Below are 22,178 nucleotides of genomic sequence, written 5' to 3'. Positions count from 1 at the left end.
ATAATCCACTTTCCGAGGTAGCACAATCGCAATTACGAGGAGTGAGCATGTCTGATATACCGCAAGATATTCAACAGCAATTACCGGTTCCGTACCGTCATAGTCCGGTAAAAAGCCCGTATCGGCGGTTGATTCAAAAATTCGGGAAAAGCAAGCGGGATTCCGAACCGGCGCGTCATGCCCGTCGTGCCTATAAGAATCTTAATAGCTCTTGGTTTTCTTCTACGGTATTGACCTTTGTGCTGCTGTTTTTGTTTTTACCTCTTGCGATTATCGCAGTGTTTTCTTTTAACGAAGGCAAGGCGATTGTATGGTCGGGCTTTTCGCTCAAATGGTATGCCGCACTTTTCTTGGAATCCGAAAAACTATGGACTTCATTTTGGCACAGCATACTTATTGCCTTTGTTTCCGCATTTTGTTCCGTTGTTATTGGTACCTTTGCAGGGCTCGGTGTACAGTGGTACCGGTTCCGGGGTAGAGGGTATGTGCAAGCGGTAAGTATTCTCCCGATGGTGCTGCCGGAAGTTGTTATCGGTATGTCTACGCTGATTTTCTTTTCGGCAATCAACATACCGCTCGGCTTTCTTTCAATTATTATTGCACATATTACCTTCTGTTTGCCCTTTGTGTTTTTGCTGGTGCTCGCACGCCTTGAAGAATTCGATTTTTCAATTGTCGAAGCCGCACACGACCTCGGTGCAACGGAGCGGCAGACCTTATTTAAAGTGGTGATCCCGGCGATTTTCCCGGCCATTTTATCCGGTTTTTTTATGTCGGTTACCCTGTCGCTTGAAGACTTTGTAATTACTTTTTTTGTGTCAGGCCCCGGTTCTACAACGCTGCCGCTTTATGTTTTTTCGATGGTGCGGTACGGTATTTCGCCGGTGATCAACGCGCTTTCCCTTATCATGATTTTAGGGACAATGTTGATTGCTTTTATTTTGCGTAATTTTTTAAAAGGAATCGCGGCCTCAAATTAAATGCTGCGGATTTGATTATGAGAAAAAATACTGAGATATCCTCCCCGGTTGCAGTGCATCCCGCATATCTGCGGAGCGAGGGGGCACTGCGCCGCTTCTTGAGGCAAACTATTATCCGTACCGGTTTCATAATTTTAATTGCTGCCATAATCGCCTTTGCTGTTTCCTGCGGCGAGAAAAGCGGTTCATACGGGCAATCTCATCAAAAAAAAGAATTGAACCACAGACTTCTCTTTGTGCTGGGAAAGGATTTTTATCAATATTCAGACCTTTTTACTTATCTTTCGAAAATCTATGATTCGGAGAGCCTAAAGGTAAATCTGCATATTTTAAGCTACAGCGATATGACCGCTAAGACAAAACAGCCGCGGCTTTCGATGATCACCGAACGGCTTGCGGCACAACCTGTTGAAGCGCTCATTTCTATCGGCATTCCCGAAGGCGGCGCCCGCATACTGCGTATCGCTAAAGAAAAATACCCTGACTTGCATATTTTTTCCCTGTTGCCGGTAGAAGAGATTTTGCCGCTCGAAGCCTACAGCGATGTCGTTGTGGACTTTGAACTGCCCGACTCGTTTGCAAAGGCCGACAGGGCGGTGGATATCCCCGCACATGATGTACAGACGCTGGTGCTCTGTGCCGTAACCGCTGTAGAACAAATCGATGAGTTGCCGGAACAGGAGCCGTTCCCGCGGTTTGCGCGGGCAGTTGCAACAACGGTCGACGTATTAAAAAGGCAGGGAATAGCGGCATGGGGCGGTATACCGTATGTGCTGCAGCCCTATAAAGACCCTGAACTGAATATCCGTTCATATAATTATCTTATTTTGACGTCGCCTTCGACCGGCGGGCGGGCAGATAGCGAAGAACTGGAAATGAGCGCCGTAGGGGAAAAACAATGAACCGTTTTACCTGCTGCGAGAATGGCGTTATTGCGGACGGGGCTTTCTGTAACCGGCTGCAGAAAGCGGATACCGCTTCCATTCTGCTGCTTTCCGACACGCACGGAGCAGTGGATGCAGTGCAGTGGATTCTATCGAATTTTAGCGAGGAATGCCAAGCTTGCCTTTTTGCCGGAGACGGCGCTCAGGATATCATAACCGTTGTGCGCGAAGCTACCACCGGCCTGATAACCGTTCCACCGGTTATTATTATGGCACAAGGAAATTGCGACAGCCAGCTCTATCCGCCGATTTTTCCCGACAGCGAAAACCCGAAGCCATTCGGGCTGCCGGTATATCAGCAAAAGACGATCGCAGGGCAGCAGATTTTATTGGCGCACGGGCATCTGCACCATGTTGAACTTGACGGGCGTAAATTGAGCATGACGGCCGAAAACCTCGGTTGTACAATCGCCGTATACGGGCATACGCATATTCAAAGTATCGAATGTTTCGGCGGCGTTACGGCTGTCAATCCCGGTAGCCCCTTGCGTCCCCGCGGTAAATCCTACGGAGGCTTTGCGCTTTTATCGCTCCGCACAGGGCAAGCGGGAAGCCCTGAAGATACAGCCACCGGAGACAGTTCAGTGACGGGGTTATTCAGCAAGGTGCAATTTTATCAGCTGATACGGGAATCCGACGGTGCTTTTTCTGCCTCCGCACACGCGGTCTATCCTATCCCGATACGCCAGAGTGCAGGGGATTAGTCCTTGGTCATGAATCAACACGGAGCTGTTCCAAAAAAGGAACCTCGATGGAGAGTGTCAGAGATTATCTTCTCCGCACGGATCAACATACCCCGACGCAAGCGTCGGGGTATTAACCGCTCCCGTGTGCTCGTATAAGCCGCACTTGTATCAGCCTTGCCTTTCTCCTATTTTAATATTCCGGTTTCCAGATACAGTCTTTGACCGTTTTTTCTACATTATCCGTTGCAACACGGTTTAATTTTTGACGAACGGCACACGAAGCAACCGCGACGGCAACCGCTTCGGAAAATTCCGTTAGCCGTGCTACCGGTGGCAAAACCGCCGCGCCCGGTTTACCGGTTTCGATAAATGCACCAAGCGAGTGGGCGGCTGCAGAAATCATTTCATCGGTTACAAGTTTTGAATTTACCGCGATACTGCCTAAGCCCAATCCTGGATAAATCAGTGCATTGTTGGCCTGTCCGATTGTGTATGTAACGCCCTTGTATTCTACCGGATCGGCAGGAATTCCGGTTGCCACCATGGCGCGGCCGTCCGACCAATGAATCAAATCCGAAGCCGTAGCTTCCGCCAGTTCCGTTGGGTTACTGAGCGGGAAAATAATCGGGTGTTCGCACCATGATGCCATAGCGCGGACAATCTCTTCCGTAAAGGTTCCCGGTGTTGTTGATGTTCCTACTAGAATCGTCGGACGAATTGCCATCACCGCTTTTGTAAGCGAGGTGAGACTTGCCGCATCGGAAAATTCGCGACGTTTTCGCGCAAACGGTTTTTGCTCTGGCGTTAGATCGTCCATATCATCGAACAAAAGTCCTTGCTTATCAACCATATAAAAATGACTGCGAGCTTCGTCTTCAGAAAGCCCTTGGGCAACCATTTCTCTAAAAATACGATCGGTAATTCCGGCTCCGGCAGTTCCTGCTCCAAAGCACAGATATACCTGATCCGTAAGCTTTTGCCCGTTGATTTTCATAGCGCCGAGGATTCCCGCAAGCGTAATGATACCGGTTCCTTGGCAGTCATCATTGAATACGGGAAAAGTCTTCTGGTATGTTTGCAAAACCTTTGCGGCGTTCGATCTGCCGAAATCTTCAAAGTGGAGATATAAATCAGGAAACAATTTTTCCGCCGCTGTTACAAATTGATCGATGAAGCGATAATATCTGTCGCCGTATATTCTCTTGTGGTGATTTCCGAGATAGAGCGGGTCATCAAGCAGTGTTTGCCTGTTTGTTCCGCAATCCAGTACAACCGGCAATACCGTTTGCGGATCAATTCCTGCGGCCGCAGTATAGACCATCAGTTTACCCACGGAGATGTCAACGCCATTTGTCCCCCAGTCGCCGATACCGAGAATTCCTTCCGCATCCGTCGCAACGATAAGTCTGATGTGTCTTCCGCCTGCGGCATGCCGAAGCGTCTCTTCGATTTGCTCCGGAGCATCAATCGACAAAAACGCTGCACCTTGTGTATCGACAAACTGTTCGCTGTACTGCTCAATACTTTCTGCAATAACCGGATCATAAACAATCGGCATTAGTTCAACAATGTGTTCATGAAATACATAATAGAAAAGTCGCCGGTTGTGATTGAAGACATCCATAAGAAATCTTCTTTTTTCTATGCCAGAATTTTTTCGCTCCATCTGCCGGTAAATTCTATTTGCCTGTGTTTCAATATCGTCAATACACGGCGGAAGCAGCCCTTCCAGATGATATTTTTTTCTTTCTTCGGCAGAAAATGCTGTTCCCTTGTTCAAAAACGCATCATGGATAATGTCATACCCATATTTTTCCATAAAGGTTCCTCCATACTGTCCGTTTGCAGGATTGCGGATATCCTTCCAAATCTCAATGGAAACTCTCAAATGTACTTTTAGTACCGATACACAGTTTATCATGTTTTTATAAATTTTCTAGCTTAATCAATCAATCAATTTTTTTGTCTATTGCCTCAACTTTTTTATTTTTGTATTATTATGCTTAATTTTTTCTTCTGTAATAAGTTTCGTTATAATCGATCTATTCGATAACTGCGTTTCCGAATAGGTCTACGAGTTCTAAATCGTACAAATAGCACGATGTGTGAACATCGCATTTATTGAACGGATATACATTCTGAATGCTTTCACTTCAGAGTAAGAAGCATCAGCATTTTTGAGTTTTGGGTATCTCTAAAAACTCGGTTAGATTTTTAGAGATACCCGACGAGTCTTTTTTGATAAGTCTTTACATTGTTATGACTTATCAAAAAAACATCGCAATCTAAATCTAAGGGAAACTTCTAAAAACGGAAGTTTTTAGAGGTTCCTTCTTGTAAAAAATAGTGCAGGGGATTAAACTCTCCGCACGAATAAGGGAGATTTGTCTTGATATGAACAAATTACAGTTTTTCTTAAAAAAGAAAGATATAGAGATTTCCGGTAAGCGGTATTTTATTGATGCAATGAGCGCAATGGCAATGGGACTTTTTTCATCCTTGCTTGTCGGAACAATCCTGAGAACCGTAGGGCAGCAGCTGCATATTACCTTTTTGACCGACACCATTTGGCCGATATGCCGCGATATGACGGGAGCCGCCATCGGTATTGCCGTTGCGCACTCGCTTAAAGCACACACCTTTGTCTTGTTCTCCGCCTCTATTGTCGGGTATGCCGGTAATATGTTCGGCGGTGCAGTCGGCGCTTTTATTTCGGCCATTGTCGGTACCGAGCTGGGGAAACTGGTTTCAAAAGAAACAAAGATCGACCTCATTGTGACGCCAATGGTAACCATTCTTTCCGGAAGCGTAATAGCCGTCTTTTTCGGGCCGTATATGTCTGCATGTATGAATTGGCTCGGCGGTGTTATTATGACAGCGACAACTCTGCGTCCGTTCCTGATGGGTATCTGCCTTGCGGTATTGGTTGGGATCATTCTTACGCTGCCGATCAGTAGCGCCGCGCTCTGTATGATGCTCTCTCTTTCGGGGCTTGCAGGAGGCGCGGCTGCGGCGGGATGCTGCGCTCAGATGATCGGCTTTGCGGTGATGAGCTATCGTGATAACGGATTTGGCGGCAGCTTTGCAGTCGGTATCGGTACCAGTATGCTCCACATGCCGAATATTATTAAGAATCCCCGAATATGGATACCGCCGATTGCCGCATCCGCCGTATTGGGGCCGGTTTCGACGATGCTGTTAAAAATGGAAAATACCCCTATCGGCTCCGGTATGGGAACTTGCGGATTAGTCGGCCAAATCGGTGCATTGACAGCGATGAGTGGAACCGGGCACAGCACCGCAAGCATCTACCTTTCTATCTTGTTGCTGCACATTATCGCTCCCGCCGTACTCACAATTCTTTTTACCGTGCCGTTGCGGAAAATCGGATGGATTAAAGACGGCGATTTAAAACTTGCGCTGTAACAGCCGTATTATGTATCGCTTAAGCCTTCTTCAAAAATAAATTGGATGTAGAGGTCTTCGAGTGTTCGCTTGGGGCCGGGGACTTGGAGTCTCCGGCGCGATTCGGCGTTGTTTTTCCGGTCAATAAAAGAAGCATAGAAGCCGCGCGGGTCATCTTTAGGAAAGGCCCTTTTAAAACCGAGCAGATTATATGCTTCATCCCTGCTTAGGGCGGAAACTTTTCTTTCCTTCAAAACATTGCGGATAAAATTGATCTTTTCATAAGAGATGCCGAATAAAAATTCTTCCAAGGCTTGGCCTATTTCCGGTTCAGCCAGCTTTGCAATCATAAACCGTTCCCATGATTCATCCAGCTCCATAGAAAGCAAAAAGAGTTCACTTACGCCAAGCATGGAACCGAAGTTCGGTGCAAGTTTATTCCGCGCTGCCCAAACCTTGTGCAAAACAGGGGCAAAGGATGATGAGTGTTCGTCCAGTCGATGCTCCCATAATTCCGTCAACAATTCCGCTATTTCTTTTCGTGTTTCATGTTGGAGATCGGCATTATCAAGGAGCATTGTATACACATCTTCCACCATGAGTGCAAACATAGAGCGCAATGTAATTCGTCGCAGCGCTTGGATATCTTTTTCTTCAAAAAAAGCGTTCATCGCTATTTTGGTGAGTGCGGAAAATGTCTGAAATTTTGCAATAAGAAAGCTTTTACCGAGAATAACCTTTGTCGGTAAAGTGAGCAAGCGTGAGGAAGGGGCGCTGCTGCAGAGTGTGTCTATTAATGTTTCTGTCGATCGGTGTTCTCCTGCAAGAACAGTGCTGCGTTGTATCGAAGGATAACGGGAGACAGCCATGGCCACTTGTTCTAATGTTGTAATACAGTTTGCAATGTTGCTCAGTACCCCGGGAGCATAAGCTTGTAAGCTTTTTAAGATCTGGTCGATTACGGCGTATTCGTCTTTATCGAATACTACAATATCGGCTGAATTGCTTCCATCTTCGGGTGTGTATGGCATTGAGAGCGTTGCAGACAAAGATGCATAAGTCATACGAAATCAGTATAACACAAAATCCGGATTCTGCCAAACATTTTCTTGACAGATACCAGGGTGACTGCACCGAAGCAAAAACTATTTGTAGTGCCAAAAGCTATTTACGACACAAAAACTATTTGCGGTTTACTTTTTTATGCGATACAATAGAATATCGAGCACCATTAAAAATTGGCCTTGAGCTTTTTGCGGTGTTCTATCGTTATAAAATAAAGGAATATGCTTCAGTATGGTAAAAGCTGTCTTTGCAGGTTCATTTGATCCTCCTACTTTCGGACATTTAAATATTATCGAGCGGGCGCAAAAGCTTTTTCCCGAAATTCATGTTGTTATTGCTGTAAATAAAAATAAGAATTATTGTTTTTCCGGCGAAGAACGATTGGATGTTATTCAGCAGCTAGTTTCTCGGTGGAATAATGTTTCCGTACATCTGTGGGATTCGCTTATTGTCGATTATGCAAAAAAAATTAAAGCGGATGTTCTGATCCGCGGCGTCAGGAATGATAATGATTTTTTATATGAATTCGATTTGGCAATGATGAACAAGAGCTTGAACCCGCAGATCGAAACGCTATTTTTGGTGCCTGATCCTAAATTTTTTGTGCTGCGATCCAGTTCAATTAAAGAGCTTGCGGCTTTCGGCGGTGATGTATCGACTATGGTGCCGCCGATTGTAGAAGCAATGCTGAAAAAGAAATTTTCACCCAAAAAATAGCGGAGAATAGCCAAAGAATGAACATCCGTGTTCATTCTTTGGCTACGAGAGTTTGCGAAGGCAAACTCGCTGCTGCTTATAACCCCGGACATCTCTGTCCGTTCTGAAACGTTGAGGATTTTCAGTAGCGGCAAGGATGACGCTGGTTTAAACAGATGCGACAACGCAGTAGATGCACCGTATATTTCAAAAGGACGTTGCCTTGTTTTTTTCATACGATTATTGTACACTCGGCCAATGAAAACCGATATCCAGATAGCACGCGAGACTCCTCTTAAACCGATACAAGAAATTGCATCAGAACTCCATATAGATTCTTCTGCCGTAATTCCGTACGGGATTTATATGGCGAAGGTTCCGTGTACCGCTATTATGCCTTCCCGTGTAAAAGAGCATAAGCTTATCCTCGTTACCTCCATGACGCCGACAAAGGCGGGAATTGGGAAGACAACGGTTTCCATCGGTTTGGCGCTCGGCTTACAGAGAATCGGGGAAAATGCGGTGTTGGCGCTGCGTGAACCTTCGCTCGGCCCCTGCTTCGGGATGAAGGGCGGGGCGGCAGGCGGCGGTTATGCACAAGTGCTTCCAATGGAAGAAATCAATTTACACTTTACCGGCGACTTTCACGCCATTACCTCCGCGCACAACATGATCAGCGCACTGCTGGATAACTATGTGTTTAGAACGCAGAATACGCCGCAGGGTTTAAAAAAGGTAATTTGGAAACGGGTGCTTGATGTCAATGACCGTGCGCTCCGTTCAATTGTTACCGGCCTTGGTGCAGGAAACGGTGTTCCTGCCGAATCGGGATTTGACATAACCGCCGCTTCGGAAATTATGGCTATTTTGTGCTTCGCTTCCGACATCGACGATTTACGCCGCCGCATAGAAAAGATTATCCTAGGCTACCGACCGGACAATACGCCGTTTACGGTTAAAGACCTCGGTGTCGCCGGAGCAATTACCGTACTGCTTAAAAATGCGATTAATCCAAATTTGGTACAAACCACTGAAAACACTCCGGCATTTGTACACGGCGGCCCGTTTGCAAACATCGCACACGGCTGCAATTCCGTTATTGCGACCGAAATAGCGCTTACCTACGGCGACTATGTTATTACCGAAGCGGGATTTGGAGCCGATTTAGGCGCTGAAAAATTCTTTGATATTAAATGCCGCAAGGCGGGGCTTTCGCCTGCTTTAACTGTGCTTGTCGTTACCACCGGCGGGCTTAAACTGCACGGCGGCGTTCAAGAAGCGGAGCTGTCCAAGCCCAATAAAGAGGCGTTCGTCCATGGATTTAAGAATATGGATAAGCATGTTGAAAATCTGCGTAAGTTCGGACAGACGGTGTTGGTGGTATTGAATAAATACGATTACGATACCGAAGAAGAAATTGAGTGTCTTCGTGCATACTGTCGGAATATCGGAGTGCCGTTTGCCGTAAACAGCGCCTTTTCCGATGGAGGTGGAGGAGCAACGAATTTTGCCCGTACCGTTGTAGGGTTGATCGAAACGGAACCGTCGAAGCCGCTTACGTTTACATATCAGGATAGCGATGATATCAAGACTAAAATAGAAAAAATATGCAAACAGGTGTACGGCGCCAAAAATGTTGCTTACTCTGCCGATGCGGAAAAAATGCTAAAGCGGATTAGTACCTGGGGCGTCGATTCCTATCCGGTATGTATCGCAAAAACGCAGTATTCTTTTTCCGACGATCCCAAAAAGCTTGGCGTTCCGGAACAGTTCGGTATGACTGTCTGCGAAGTTATTGTAAACAATGGCGCCGAAATGATTGTGGCCGTTATGGGCGATATGATGCGGATGCCGGGGCTACCAAAAGAACCTCAGGCACTTCGCATAGATCTTGTAAACGGTTATATTGACGGATTAGCATAAATTACTATATTAGGGGGCCTGCTATGAAGAAAGGCTTTAGAGACTGTATCATTGTCGGCTTTGCACTCTTTGCAATGTTTTTTGGCGCCGGAAATCTTATCTTTCCGCCACTGCTCGGGTTTATGACCGGCAGCAAATGGTTTATTACGTTTATCGCATTCTCTATTACAGGTATTTGTATTCCGATTTTGGGTATTTTTGCAATGGGAAAGGCAGGCGGCGATGTACAGCACTTTGCCGGTAAGGTTCATCCCGTTTTTGCCGATGTATTCGGTACCGTTATTATGCTGGGTATCGGGCCGCTATTAGCGCTGCCGCGGACAGCCGCAACAACGTATGAGATTGGCGTACTTCCGTTTAGTGCGTCGATAAGTCCTGTTGTCAGTTCTATCGTATTCTTTACGATTGTGTTGATATTTTCGATAAAACCATCGAAAGTAATCGATACTATCGGTAAATATTTAACGCCGGTGCTTATCATTGTGCTTGCGGCTATTGTTATCCGTGCCTTTATCGCTCCGCTCGGGCCGCTGGAAAATCCTCCTCCGCAGAATTTCTTTCTAAAGGGATTTCTGGAAGGATATCAGACGATGGACGCGCTTGCGGCTATGCTGTTTGCAACGATTATCATCAATAATATCAAGGAACGGGGATACTCTGACAAAAAATCGCTGTTAAAGATCAATCTTTCTGCCGGATTAATCGCTGCGGCAGGGCTCTTGCTGGTATACGGCGGATTACTGCATGCCGGCGCTTCCGCTTCGATGGTATTTCCAAAAAGCATCAGCCGCACTGCGCTTCTCATCAATATTTGTGCGAGTTTATGGGGTAATGTCGGAACGGTTATTTTGTCGATTTCGATTGCGTTTGCCTGTATTACCACCGCGATCGGTTTAACCGCCACCGCAGGACATTTTTTTAAAAAATTATTCCATAATAAGGTCTCTTATGAAGCAATTGTCATTGTCGTGTCGGTATTCAGCTGCTGGCTTGCTAATTATGGAGTAGAAAATATCATCCGCTATTCGGTACCGCTCTTGGAAGCGTTGTATCCGGTTTGTATCCTTTTAACGGTTATGAATCTTTTGGATGACTATATCCCCAATCGGTACTACTACGTCGGCGGAACGGTCGGTACGCTTTTAGTTAGCTGTTTGCAGGCATTTGCCTCGACAGAAGGTATTGTCAACGATTTTCTCGGCCTGTTCGGCGCAAAGCCCGTCTCCTTCGGTGGTTTGGCTGCGCTGTTACAAAAGCTTCCGCTTTCAAGTATCGGTATTGCGTGGCTTATTCCGGCAATCATCGGTGCGTTCTTATTCGGACTGCTTGGCGGAAAAAAAGACGGATACTTAAGTATCTCAAGGTAAAAGATAGAAAAGGGGGTGTTTATGACTATCGGTATATATATCGCACTTGGATGTTTTGTATTGGCTCTTATTATCATCGTCCTTACAGGGTATGTAAAAGCTGCGCCTGATGAAGCGATTATCATATCAGGATTAAAAAAACAAAAACGCTTTTTAATCGGTCGAGCGGGTATACGAATTCCGTTTTTTGAACGAAAAGATTCGCTTGCATTGGGGCTTATTCCGATAGATGTTAAAACCTCATCGTCGGTGCCGACTGCGGATTATATCAATATTATGGTGGATGCTATTGTTAATATTAAAATATCAACAGAGAGGGAAAAGCTTGAGCACGCAACAAAGAATTTTCTGAATTTGCCGTCTGAAAATATCGGCGCTATTGCCCGTGAGGTACTTGAAGGTAATATGCGCGAAATTGTCGGAAAAATGAGTTTACAGGAAATGGTAAACGACCGACAAAAATTTGCTGAATTGGTAAAAAACAATGCGGAACCTGATTTAGCGTCGATGGGTCTCGATATTATTTCATTCAATGTGCAAAATTTTACGGATAGCGAATCGGTGATCACTAATCTCGGTATTGATAATATCGAACAAATCAGAAAAACCGCGCAAATTGCCCGCGCGGAGGCGGAACGGGATATTGCAATGGCTCAAGCGAATGCAAACAGCAAGGCGAATGAAGCGAAGGTTAGAGCCGATCAGGAAATTGCGGAACGGGAAAATCAGCTAACGATTAAAAAAGCAGAATTAAAAAAACTGAGCGATTCCAAGGAAGCCGAAGCGGCTGCGGCAGGGAAAATCCAAGAGCAGGAGCAACGTAAAACAATCGAAGAAAACACCATAAAGGCCGAGATCGCTAAACAAGAACAAGTTATAATTCTCAAGCAGAGAGAAGCCGAGGCGATGGAGCAATCTCTTGATGCCCAGATTAAGAAAAAGGCTGAAGCGGATAAATTTGCAGCCGAACAAAAGGCGGACGCAAACCTTTATACCCGTAAAAAAGAAGCGGAAGCCGCAGCGTATGAACAAAAGCAACAGGCTGAGGCGTTTAAGGCAAAGGCAGATGCTGACCGGTATATTGCGGAGCAGGAAGCGGCAGGTATCCGTGCAAAAGGAGAAGCCGAAGCGGAAGCCATAAAACTGACTGCCCTTGCCGAGGCCGAAGGTATGAAGGCGAAGGTTTTGAGTGAAGCCGAAGGTATTGATAAAAAAGCCGAAGCCATGAAGAAGATGGGGGAGGCGGCTGTTTTGGAAATGTACTTTAATGCGTTGCCGGCTGTTGCAAAAAATCTTGCCGAACCGCTTGCAAAGGTAGAAAAAATTGTAATGTACGGCGATGGAAATAATACCAAGCTTATGAAGGATATTATCGGGACTGCAAATCAAATTTTTGACGGTACGAGCGAGGCTGCCGGTTTCAATGTAAAATCGTTGCTTGCGGGTTTTTTGGGCGGAAAACTATCCGCTGTGTCCGGACAGACGGGAGCTGCCGATACGCCGCAATCGGATAATCAGCCAAAAGAATAATGGTTGAGAAATTAGAGGCCTTTTGTCTTCCGGTTTTTTGCCGATAGTGTAACTATGGATATAATAACGTATCATGCGTCCGATATGGACTTGTTGCAAAGCGATCCGATGTCATTTGCCGTTCAGGTAAAGCATAGAAATGAATATATAGGAAGACCGGCGCAGCAGGCAGCGGTTGTGGCCGATATGCGTTTTTTCTCCGGTTTTAGCGGAGGGGAGGTGCCGTATACAAAACCGCGGACTGCTTCTAACAGGGCTATACCGCGTATACGGTTTAATCCTTTGCCTTTTTTGCTGGTTTTCAGTATTCTATATGCAGTGTTAGCGCTTCCGCTGTTGCGCGGTGGTGCCGGTGCTTATTCCATCCGTACATTGAGCTTTGGTGAGGAGCCTTCGTTTGGGCGTGCGCTGCATTCATATATTTTCCCCGAACAGGAAACCTTTACCGATCAAGGAGCTGTGCCTGCTTCAGATGGTTATGTTTCGGCGGTAACGTTTAAAGATTATACGGTGAGAAAGGGAGATACTGTCAGCGGTATTGCTTCCCGGGCCGGATTACGGAATTTCGGAACGCTGTTGTCGGTAAATAACATCGATAACGCCCGTCGAATCAGTGCCGGGCAGGTATTACGGGTACCTTCGACGGACGGTCTTTTGTACACGGTTAAAAAGAACGAAACCCTTGCGGGCATCGCTGCTGCGCATAACGTAAGCGTTACCGTTTTGCTCGATGCGAACGATTTAACGCAGGAAACCCTGTCCGTCGGACAAAAGCTTTTTATTCCCGGTGCGGCGCTTTCGTCTTTTGAGCTGCGGAAAGCGCTTGGTGAACTATTTATCTATCCGATACGCGGTAGACTTACCTCACCGTTTGGATACCGGAGCGATCCCTTTACAGGGGTACGAAGTTTTCATTCAGGCGTTGATTTGGCAGCACCGATAGGGACATCCGTTAAGGCAACACTCGACGGAAGGATTGCCGAAACGGGGTTTAATCGTATTTTTGGTAATTATATCATTATTACTCATGATAGAGGCTATCAGTCTCTTTACGGTCATTTATCTGCGATTTATGTAAAGCGAGGGCAGTATGTTACACAAGGTGCGGCCGTGGGGGCGGTCGGTAATACCGGATATTCTACGGGGCCTCATTTACATTTGTCTATTTATAAAAATGGGAGATTGATCAATCCCTTCTCCGTTTTAAAATAGGTAATTATTACTAAACAACATGCGGATATCTCTAATAGTTGAAGTTTTTGAAGGTATCCTATTGAGGAGGCTCTTGTGAAACGAATTGTGTTCTCTTTATGTGCATTATTGTGTACATATACATTCTTGTTTGCTTATAACCCGCCTATTGGAGGGGAATCTGCTAATACGTTCTTTTCTCCCGATTTACTGGGTGGTCAGACAAGCGCAACCGGAGGACCGTTCGGAGATGGGAATCCTGCCGAGTTGGCAACAAACCCTGCCCTTTCGGCGTATGAACAGCGGGTCATTTTTGATCTTTCTTATGCCGCTGTTATCGGGTTTAATAAAAGTACTGCCGGTGATTTTGGATGGAAGGGGCATTTGGCAAATATCGATTTCTTATATCCTGCTCGGTGGGGCGTGATTGCTGCCGATGTTCATTTTTTTAATTCGTCGTTTGCTTCATTGCAATGGGGTACCGCCGCTTCGATGCGGCTTTCGTATTCAAAGGATTTAACGGATAAGCTGGCGCTTGGTATCGGGCTCTATGGTATTGTCGGTACCGGTTGGGGTGTCGGCGCCGACATCGGTGTACTGTATCGGTTTGGTGACCTCGGATTTGCGAAGGATTCAAAAGTCGGCGCTTCAATTACCGGAATGGGTAAACCATACAACGCCGGTAGGGGCGGTATTAAGGGGATGGCGAATACAAGCGGTTTTACCGGTATGTTTACGCCACGTGTCGGTTTCGCAACCACTTTTATTTCGGTGAAAAACTTTAAGCTTGGTATGGCTTTTGATCTGTCTTTTCCGACATTCCAAAACGTTGTTTTTGATGCAGGGTTGCATATGAAGTTTGCCGACATGGTTACCTTTAAAACCGGTTGGAACTTTAATCTGGTTGAAACACTGAATCACCGGCAAACTTATATACCCTCATTCGGTCTTGCTTGTACAATTAAAATTAAATCAAAAGATGCGAACGAGATGAATGCATGGGAGCAAAGCGATATTACTCCACAGGTCGCTGTTAAACCTTTATATAATAATATCTGGGTAATCGGTGCAGGGGTAAATGCGAAAGTTGGGAAAACCGATACGGCTGCACCTGTTATTAGTATTAGTTATCCTGAGACTAAATATATTTCTCCCAATAACGACGGCGTGCAAGATGTACTAGAAATTCCGTTATCAATTACTGATGAACGCTATGTGATGTCATGGGAATGTGTTTTTGAGAATGAAAAAGGAGAGCGTGTCCGCACAATCGCAAATAAAGAAGCTCGTCCACAGCTGAGCGGAAAATCATTCTTGAAACTGCTGACGGAACCAAAGTCCGGCGTTGAAATACCGAAAACACTGCGGTGGGACGGTATGCTTGACTCCGGTTCGGTAGCGCCAGATGGAACCTACTATTTTACGCTTACGGCTTCCGACGATAATAATAACACGGCAAAAACCGAACGGTATGCCGTGGTGGTTGATAATACGCCACCGATGATTACCGTTACGCTTCCTACCGGACAAAATGCGTTGATTTTCAGCCCTGACGGAGATGGAAATAAGGATACGTTCCTTATCAAGCAAAGTGGTTCCGTTGAAGATAAGTGGACGGTAACCGTTACCGATGCCGGAAATAAGGTTGTACGCACTGCTGATATCGTAAAGGCGGCGCCTTCCGACTTCCTTTGGGACGGAAAAAACAATGCAGGTGAGTTCGTGCCTGACGGTATTTACACCTATAAAATTGCCGCTACCGACCGCGCAGGAAACAGCGCATCACAGTCTGTCCCCAATATCATCGTAGACACTATTAAACCTTCAGTCGGTATTTCCATCAGCGCTAATGCCTTTTCCCCGAATGGGGACGGTGTGAAGGATACTATCACCTTCTCACCGACAATCCCTGTTCAAACAGGCTTACAGGAATGGAAAATCGATATTCAAAATGCAAAAGGAACAACGGTGCATACGATCACCGATGCCCGCATCGCTCCCATCACCTTTGACGGGAAAAATAAAAGCGGAAAGGTGTTGCCGGAAGGCAATTATAAAGCAGTGCTTTCCGCCCAGTATATAAACGGATATGCACCGAGCGAAACCTCGCCTGTTTTTGCCCTCAATGTTACCGCTCCTAAGGCAACGGTAACGGCTTCGACCGCTATTTTCTCACCGGACGGAGACGGAAAGCTTGATACGGTTACCTTTACACAGCAAATGAGCGCCGGCGATACTTGGGCAGCAGAAATTTATGCGCTTGACGCCGCCGGAAATATGAGTGGTAAGCCGGTACGCAGTTTCGCAATTACAAAAGATAATGCTGCGAATTTTGCTTGGGATGGACGGGACAATTCCGGCGCCCTGCTTGCGGATGGAAAGTACGCCTATCGCTTAGTAGGTAAAAATGATGCCGGTAATACCGGATATTCGGAGCCCGTTTCAGTCGAGCTGAATACCGAAAAGGCGAATGTTATCTTATCCGCAAATATGTTGGCATTCTCACCGAATAAAGACGGTGTGCAGGATACCATTGTATTTTCACCAAAACTGAAGTCGAATACCGCTGCCGCATCCTATACTTTCAGAATCTACGATACAACAGGCGCCGCCGTAAAAACGCTTGCAGGGAATGGCGTGCCTCCAGCATCAATCAGTTGGGATGGTATTGCAGATACGGGGGATACAAAAGGTCGACTCTGTGCAGACGGTTCATACTCTGCCGCTATCGACGTAACACTCACCAACGGGCAGACGGCAAAATCGACTCTTCCCGAAATTATGCTTGATACAAAGTATCCCGAAGTAGAAATTTCTGCGCCTTATTTGGTATTCTCGACGGATAGTACGGCAAAACGTCCGAATTTACCCGTAACACAAAGGGCTTCTGTAGAAAACTTGTGGACGGGTAGTATTACCGGATCCGGTAATAGGGAGATGCGGAACTTCGCATGGGAAGGACAGGCTACCGATTTTGTGTGGGACGGAACCGATACTTCCGGAAATAAAGTACCCGACGGAACTTACCGCTATACTATTTTTGCGCAAGACCTTGCCGGTAACAGGACAATCAAGTTTCTTGATAATATTGTGATTGATTCGCGTGTGCCTAAGGCATATATCACTGCGGAATTACCGGCATTTTCGCCTAACGGAGACGGAATAAAAGATACGCAAACTTTGACTGTTCATACGACGCTTAAAGATGGCCTTGCTGCATGGTCGATTGCAATAAAATCGGCAGATAACAGCATTGCTACCCCGGTAAAGACATGGTCGTCGGAAAAAGGTAATGCCTTTGCTTCTTCCCTTCAATGGGACGGTAAATCTGATACAGGTAGGGTTGCGGCTGGTACTTTTATTGCAGAGCTTTCTCTCTTGTATACGAAAGGCGATGAACTGGTTGTCAGTACCGCTCCGTTTGTTTCTTCGACAAAAGCTCCTGTACTTGGTGTTACAATGGCACCCAAATATTTTAGTCCCGATAACGACGGCAACGAAGACGAACTCTTTATTAACCTGTCTGCAAAGTCGGATACACCATTAAAACAATGGTCATTTGAAATCCGTGAACCGGAAGATACTGGCAATAAGCTGTTCTGGAGTACCGGTGGAAAAGATAAGATAACCGAGCAAATTATTTGGGATGGCCGCTCGTTAAAAGGCGAAACCGTACAATCAGCTACCGACTACCCGTATACCTTTACCGTAACCGATGAAGTCGGGCAGATCTCCGTTGTGAAAGGCTATATCCCGATTGATGTGTTGGTTATCCGTGATGGCGATAAATTGAAGATTGCAGTTCCTTCTATTATCTTTAGAAAAAACGCTGCCGACTTTAATGAACTTGAACAAAACGTTGTTGATCGGAATATCAAGGTGTTAACCCGTATCGCAGAGATTTTGAACAAATTCCCTGAATATAAGGTACAGGTTGAAGGACATGCAAATAATACAAGCGGAACGGAACGCGAAGAAAGAGAAGATCTTATTCCGCTTTCGGGAGCGCGTGCCGATGCTGTCCGTAGGTTCTTAATTGAAAAAGGCGTTGCGCGCGGTCGACTGTCGTCAGTCGGTATCGGTGGTACAAAGCCGATTGCATCGCTTTCGGATCGGGATAATTGGTGGAAAAACCGTCGCGTCGAATTTATCTTGATTAAGTAAGAATGAATGCCACAAAAGATAGCTAACCTTATCGGACTCGCAGGGCAGTCCTGCGCGGGGAAAAACCTTGTTGCAGATTTCCTTAAAGAAAAAGGATGTATCGTTATCGATGCCGATAAAGTTACTCATGAGGTTTTGCAGGAACAAAGCGAGGCTGTGATAGCCCGTTTTGCTCCTTATGCCGAAAAACGAGATTTGCAGCTGCGGGGGCAGAACGGTTCATTGGATAGAAAGGCCTTGAGTATTCTACTTTTTTCGGAACCGCCTTTGCTGGCGGAACACGAGGCTTTTATTCTTCCCAAAATTGAAGCACGTATCCGAAATATTATTAATACTGCTTTAACCGAGCAGCCGAATAGGCCGATTGTCCTTAACGCACCGACGCTGCATAAGACCTCCCTAACGCCGGAATGTTCGTTTATCCTTTACATTAAAGCACCGTTCTTTATCAGGCTTATAAGGGGTAAAAGACGTGATACTATTCCACTTTGCCGGTTAATTACCCGTTTTTTGCAGCAAAGAGATTTCTTTGCTCAATACCTTTCGCAAAATGCCGATATTGTAAGCGTGGTAAACGCTCGTTCCGTGCAGTCTCTACGGAAAAAAATCGAGCGTGTGCTGCGCGAAAAGGGTTTTTGAGGACAGCTATGGAACAAAAGAAAATCTTATGGGTTATCCTTTCGGTAAGCTTATTCGTATTGATTATTTTCGGTATTGCACTGTTTTTATATTCACCGTCTCGAAATAGCGCATCGGCGCAGGGCGGAGGTGAAACTATTCCGTATGAAGCATCTGGGAATGCTCTTAATGTAGATCCTGATGCATGGGCGCGAGAGCCTGATAGGGTCGCGGGATTGGATAGAAATGCACCCGCTGCTGCCGGGAATATTATCAATCTGAATAATCTAAATATCATTTCGACTGATGGGCAGAGCGCCCAAACAAACGGGATTGACGTTTCCGATTTAACCGTACAGGCGGGTGATGCCGATGTCTCCGGCTTGCCGAAAGAATTAGCGGAACAGATCGGTATTGATACCGCTCCGGAACAGTCGGAGGAGCGACCTGCCCCTGCAAAAAAAGAAGATGCCTCCGCGCAGCCGCAGATAGCAGCAGCAGTGCAAAATCAGCCGAAACCTGTAGAAGAAAAAAAATCTACAAAATCAGGTGCTTCAGTTACCATTAAGCCTAAGGCGAAAACATCAGTTAAGCCAGCTGCACCGCAGGTTCAGACTCTCTACTGGGTTCAGACCGCTTCACTTGCAAGCAGGATTAACGCTGAACGTGCACGGGATAAACTTGCTGCGCAGCACATGAAGGTCGAAATCTTTACTAAAGAGACACCTTCCGGATTAACACACCGTGTAAGAGTCGGCCCATTTACCAATAACACCGAAGCAAATTATTGGCTGAATAGTATCAAGAAAATTGAAGGTTTCGAAAAAAGCTATGTTACGGAAGAGAAGGTAAAGAAGAATAATTAAATACAACTATAGGGTAAGTGAGGAAAGGGAGCCGCGTTTGTAAGTAAAACCGGCTCCCTTTTTCTTTTTATATCAAAAGCGCCTCTTTATTCATGTGTGGAGGAGTTAATACCCTAGCGCTCTGCGCAGGGGGCGTTTATCCTACAAGATTAAAAAAATAGTCTAATGCGATTATCCTGTTTCTCTTATAACTGTTCGCCAGAACGGATTTTCTCTTCAAAGCGCTCGAGCTCTTTGCCTTTAAGCCCACTTTCTTTGCCTTGCAGCAGATTGCGCACGGCTTCCAATTCGAAGCCGGAAAGATGCACACCGGTTAAGATATGCTTTTCAAAAGATTTTGTTGCAAGTGGAGCCACGCTTCGGCAAATCTCCAGCAGCACAAAGGCGTAATCACGGATTTCCTTTTGAGCATGGCTATCACAACGGAGCTTTAAGAAGTGAAAGAGGTTGTGTAAATCGATTTGCCAATACATTTCCGTGTATGCTGAAAGGGGTAAATTGATACGGGCAAGTTCCCGCGCCAGTTTTGTATCGATAAGGGCACTGTATTCACGATAGGCGGTCTCCTGCTGTGCCTGCAGGGTATCCCGTATCTGGGTTCTCACCTCAAGCGGAGCGGGTTCGCTCATACGTCCCTGCCGGTTATCCGTACTTTGGAACGCGATATCCTCGGGCGCAGGCAGATAACATTCATCCCGCATAATCGAATACCGCCCGGAAATTTCGTTGAGCCGTGCCGTACGGTGTCGCACCCATTGCCGCGCAACAAAAATCGGCATTTTGATATGGAAGGTCAGCACAACCTGCTCAAATGGAGACGTATGCTGATGCCGTAACAGGTAATCAATCAGCCCCGCATCTTCGCGAACGCTTTTCGTGCCATCTCCATACGACACCCGTGCCGCTTGTACAATACGCGCATCTCCGCCGAGATAATCAACCAACCGGACAAAGCCTTTGTCCAACACCTTATATTCTTTATCAAGAATTTCTTCCGCTGTGGGAACAATACAATGAGCCATATCTCATATATCGGTATTTTTCTGTTGCGTACTTAATTGATACCGTCAAGCGGGAGATGCCCTTGCGGTTTAAAATCGCCGAGCAATGCTCCGAAACCCGCGGTAAACGAGACCGGCGCGTAGCTGTAAAGAGCAATCGCCGTGGGTATCTCCGGGATACCGGATAGAAACACCGGCGAAAGGCAGGAGAAAATAATATATCGTTTGTTAGGATAGGCTTTATAGAGCTGCTGTAATACTTGGAGCGATGAATCGTTTGCAAGGCAGAAGATGACAGTATCACTTGCAGCCGCCTTGGTAAAAATGCCGTCCGACAGATTACTCGTTTTGGCGGCGGGAAAGCGTTTTAAGCCTGCCTGTAAAAAAGCGGAATACGAACCGGCAAGCAATATCTTTTCGCCCGGTTTTATTGTATACGGAATGTATTTGCCGCGAACAACGGTAATCGCCCGTGCGGCAAGAGAAAGAAAGAATGCCTGTCCTTCGGCATCGGGCAGTTTTTCGGGAATAGCATACACATCGGGGTACAGCGGTACCGCATTGCCGTTTTTAAAATACCGGAGTTTGGTTTCGATAATTCTGCGCGCCGCATCTTTAACTCGCAGCCTGAATGCTTCGTTGGTTTGCATTCGCTGTAAATTTTCCGTCCAAAATGCATCGTAAAGGCGCGGCGTGGTAGAAGATTCGATAATATCGTTTCCGGCCTCAAGCGCAAGTTGTACCGCTTTGGCAACCGTACCGGCATAGCGGATGGCACCGTGCATCATCATATCGTCGGTGATAACCAAACCTTTAAACCCGAGCTGGCCACGCAGCACGGTTTGCAGTAAATACTGAGAGAATGAGGCAGGCTCTCCGTGTTCGGATACGGCGGGAAAGTGTAAATGTCCGGTCATAATTGCCGGTACCTCTGCTTCGATAAGGTACTGAAACGGAACCAGTTCGCGGTTGTAAAAGGTCTCTTTGGAGATGGCAATACTCGGTAGCTTGCCGTGGCTGTCAAGCGCGGTGTCTCCATGTCCGGGAAAATGCTTGGCGGTTGTCAGTACGCCTGCTTTTTTACTCCCCTGGACAAAGGCGCGTGCTAAAATTCCCGCCGCCTCCGGCGATTGTCCGAAGGAGCGCGGCCCTATAATGGAAGATTCATGGTTGGTATAGAGGTCTACCGTCGGTGCAAAATTGAGATTGATGCCAAGCGCTGAAAGCTCTCGGGCAATATAAAAACCTTCGTAGTAGGCGTCTATCGGATAACCGGAGGCGCCGATGGCGAGATTGCCGGGAGTTTCCGACGTGCGTCCTTTAACGTGCCGTATCCAGCCGCCTTCCTGATCGGTTGCAACAAAGAGCGGGATACGGAAGCGGGTACTGTTGGCTCTTTTTTGTAAAAGGCTGATCGCCTTCGCAAGTTCAACGCTGTCCTCAGTATTCCAGCCGAATATTTTGATACTGCCGAGACTCCGCTCGGTAATCCAGCTCATTAAAAGGTCGGTCGGCGCCTGCCCCGCCCATCCGAACATGAACGTTTGGGACAGCAGCTCTTCGTCGGTCATCGCCTCCGTAATCCGGTCGGCCAGTTCCGCGGCGGGGACGGGGTCGTAAAAATCGGGCAGGGTTTTAAGTGCAGTAGTTTGGGCCTGAGCATTCAGTTGAGTATTGAGCTGTAGTAAAACCGGCAGCGCGACGCCGAACAAGGCGGCGGCAAAAAGATGTTTACGGTGCAA

General features: G+C 46.5%; 16 protein-coding genes. 12 read left to right on the top strand and 4 right to left on the bottom strand.

Annotated elements, in window-relative coordinates; genetic code table 11:
• Window positions 1–47 precede the first annotated feature (47 nt).
• From ABH09_RS12325 to ABH09_RS12315, 3 genes are read left to right on the top strand one after another with little or no spacing between them, the layout of a single operon-like run.
• On the top strand, window positions 48–980 hold the full coding sequence (locus ABH09_RS12325; RefSeq protein WP_253714631.1) for an ABC transporter permease: 933 nt from the start codon (window positions 48–50) through the stop codon (window positions 978–980).
• Window positions 981–997: 17 nt separating this feature from the next.
• Window positions 998–1,882 carry a hypothetical protein gene (locus tag ABH09_RS12320; RefSeq protein WP_162664608.1) on the top strand — a complete coding sequence of 295 codons (885 nt, stop codon included), beginning with the start codon at window positions 998–1,000 and terminating at the stop codon, window positions 1,880–1,882.
• A complete protein-coding gene (locus tag ABH09_RS12315; protein ID WP_253714630.1) occupies window positions 1,879–2,628 on the top strand; it encodes a YfcE family phosphodiesterase in 750 nt (249 codons plus the stop codon). The genes ABH09_RS12320 and ABH09_RS12315 overlap by 4 nt, the downstream gene beginning before the upstream one ends.
• Before the next feature lie 172 nt (window positions 2,629–2,800).
• Here the strand turns inward: ABH09_RS12315 and ABH09_RS12310 are convergent, their stop codons facing one another.
• A complete protein-coding gene (locus ABH09_RS12310; RefSeq protein ID WP_253714629.1) occupies window positions 2,801–4,429 on the bottom strand; it encodes a malolactic enzyme in 1,629 nt (542 codons plus the stop codon).
• A gap of 575 nt (window positions 4,430–5,004) precedes the next feature.
• Here ABH09_RS12310 and ABH09_RS12305 point away from each other — a divergent pair.
• Window positions 5,005–6,036, top strand: a complete 1,032-nt coding sequence (locus tag ABH09_RS12305; protein WP_253714628.1) for a PTS sugar transporter subunit IIC — start codon at window positions 5,005–5,007, stop codon at window positions 6,034–6,036.
• Between the two features lie 8 nt (window positions 6,037–6,044).
• Here ABH09_RS12305 and ABH09_RS12300 read toward each other — a convergent pair whose 3' ends face one another.
• Window positions 6,045–7,079, bottom strand: a complete 1,035-nt coding sequence (locus tag ABH09_RS12300) for a hypothetical protein (protein ID WP_253714627.1) — start codon at window positions 7,077–7,079, stop codon at window positions 6,045–6,047.
• 232 nt (window positions 7,080–7,311) lie between these two features.
• On the opposite strand from ABH09_RS12300, the gene coaD reads away from it, so the two are divergent.
• The 8 genes from coaD to ABH09_RS12260 all read left to right on the top strand — a co-directional run bounded on the left by coaD (window position 7,312) and on the right by ABH09_RS12260 (window position 19,435).
• Window positions 7,312–7,797, top strand: coding sequence for a pantetheine-phosphate adenylyltransferase (gene coaD, locus ABH09_RS12295; RefSeq protein ID WP_162664606.1), 486 nt, complete (start codon window positions 7,312–7,314; stop codon window positions 7,795–7,797).
• 237 nt (window positions 7,798–8,034) lie between these two features.
• Window positions 8,035–9,699, top strand: coding sequence for a formate--tetrahydrofolate ligase (locus ABH09_RS12290; protein ID WP_253714626.1), 1,665 nt, complete (start codon window positions 8,035–8,037; stop codon window positions 9,697–9,699).
• A 23-nt stretch (window positions 9,700–9,722) separates the two neighbouring features.
• On the top strand, window positions 9,723–11,066 hold the full coding sequence (brnQ, locus tag ABH09_RS12285; RefSeq protein ID WP_253714625.1) for a branched-chain amino acid transport system II carrier protein: 1,344 nt from the start codon (window positions 9,723–9,725) through the stop codon (window positions 11,064–11,066).
• 21 nt (window positions 11,067–11,087) lie between these two features.
• Complete coding sequence (locus ABH09_RS12280; protein ID WP_253714624.1) at window positions 11,088–12,596, top strand: flotillin family protein; 1,509 nt, start codon at window positions 11,088–11,090, stop codon at window positions 12,594–12,596.
• A gap of 54 nt (window positions 12,597–12,650) precedes the next feature.
• Complete coding sequence (locus tag ABH09_RS12275; RefSeq protein WP_162664603.1) at window positions 12,651–13,808, top strand: peptidoglycan DD-metalloendopeptidase family protein; 1,158 nt, start codon at window positions 12,651–12,653, stop codon at window positions 13,806–13,808.
• Between the two features lie 75 nt (window positions 13,809–13,883).
• Window positions 13,884–17,951, top strand: coding sequence for a FlgD immunoglobulin-like domain containing protein (locus ABH09_RS12270; protein WP_253714623.1), 4,068 nt, complete (start codon window positions 13,884–13,886; stop codon window positions 17,949–17,951).
• Window positions 17,952–17,957: 6 nt separating this feature from the next.
• Window positions 17,958–18,590, top strand: a complete 633-nt coding sequence (coaE, locus tag ABH09_RS12265; protein ID WP_253714622.1) for a dephospho-CoA kinase — start codon at window positions 17,958–17,960, stop codon at window positions 18,588–18,590.
• Between the two features lie 8 nt (window positions 18,591–18,598).
• On the top strand, window positions 18,599–19,435 hold the full coding sequence (locus ABH09_RS12260; RefSeq protein WP_253714621.1) for an SPOR domain-containing protein: 837 nt from the start codon (window positions 18,599–18,601) through the stop codon (window positions 19,433–19,435).
• A 185-nt stretch (window positions 19,436–19,620) separates the two neighbouring features.
• Here the strand turns inward: ABH09_RS12260 and thyX are convergent, their stop codons facing one another.
• Both thyX and ABH09_RS12250 read right to left on the bottom strand, forming a co-directional pair.
• Entirely contained in the window at window positions 19,621–20,457 is an 837-nt protein-coding gene (gene thyX, locus ABH09_RS12255; protein ID WP_253714620.1) for an FAD-dependent thymidylate synthase, read from the bottom strand.
• Between the two features lie 32 nt (window positions 20,458–20,489).
• Entirely contained in the window at window positions 20,490–22,178 is a 1,689-nt protein-coding gene (locus ABH09_RS12250) for a glycoside hydrolase family 3 protein (RefSeq protein ID WP_253714619.1), read from the bottom strand.

Source organism: Treponema sp. OMZ 803 (assembly GCF_024181165.1).
GTDB lineage: Bacteria > Spirochaetota > Spirochaetia > Treponematales > Treponemataceae > Treponema.
The sequence above is the reverse complement of the archived record's forward strand: the minus strand, read 5'-3'. Positions and strand labels throughout refer to the sequence as shown.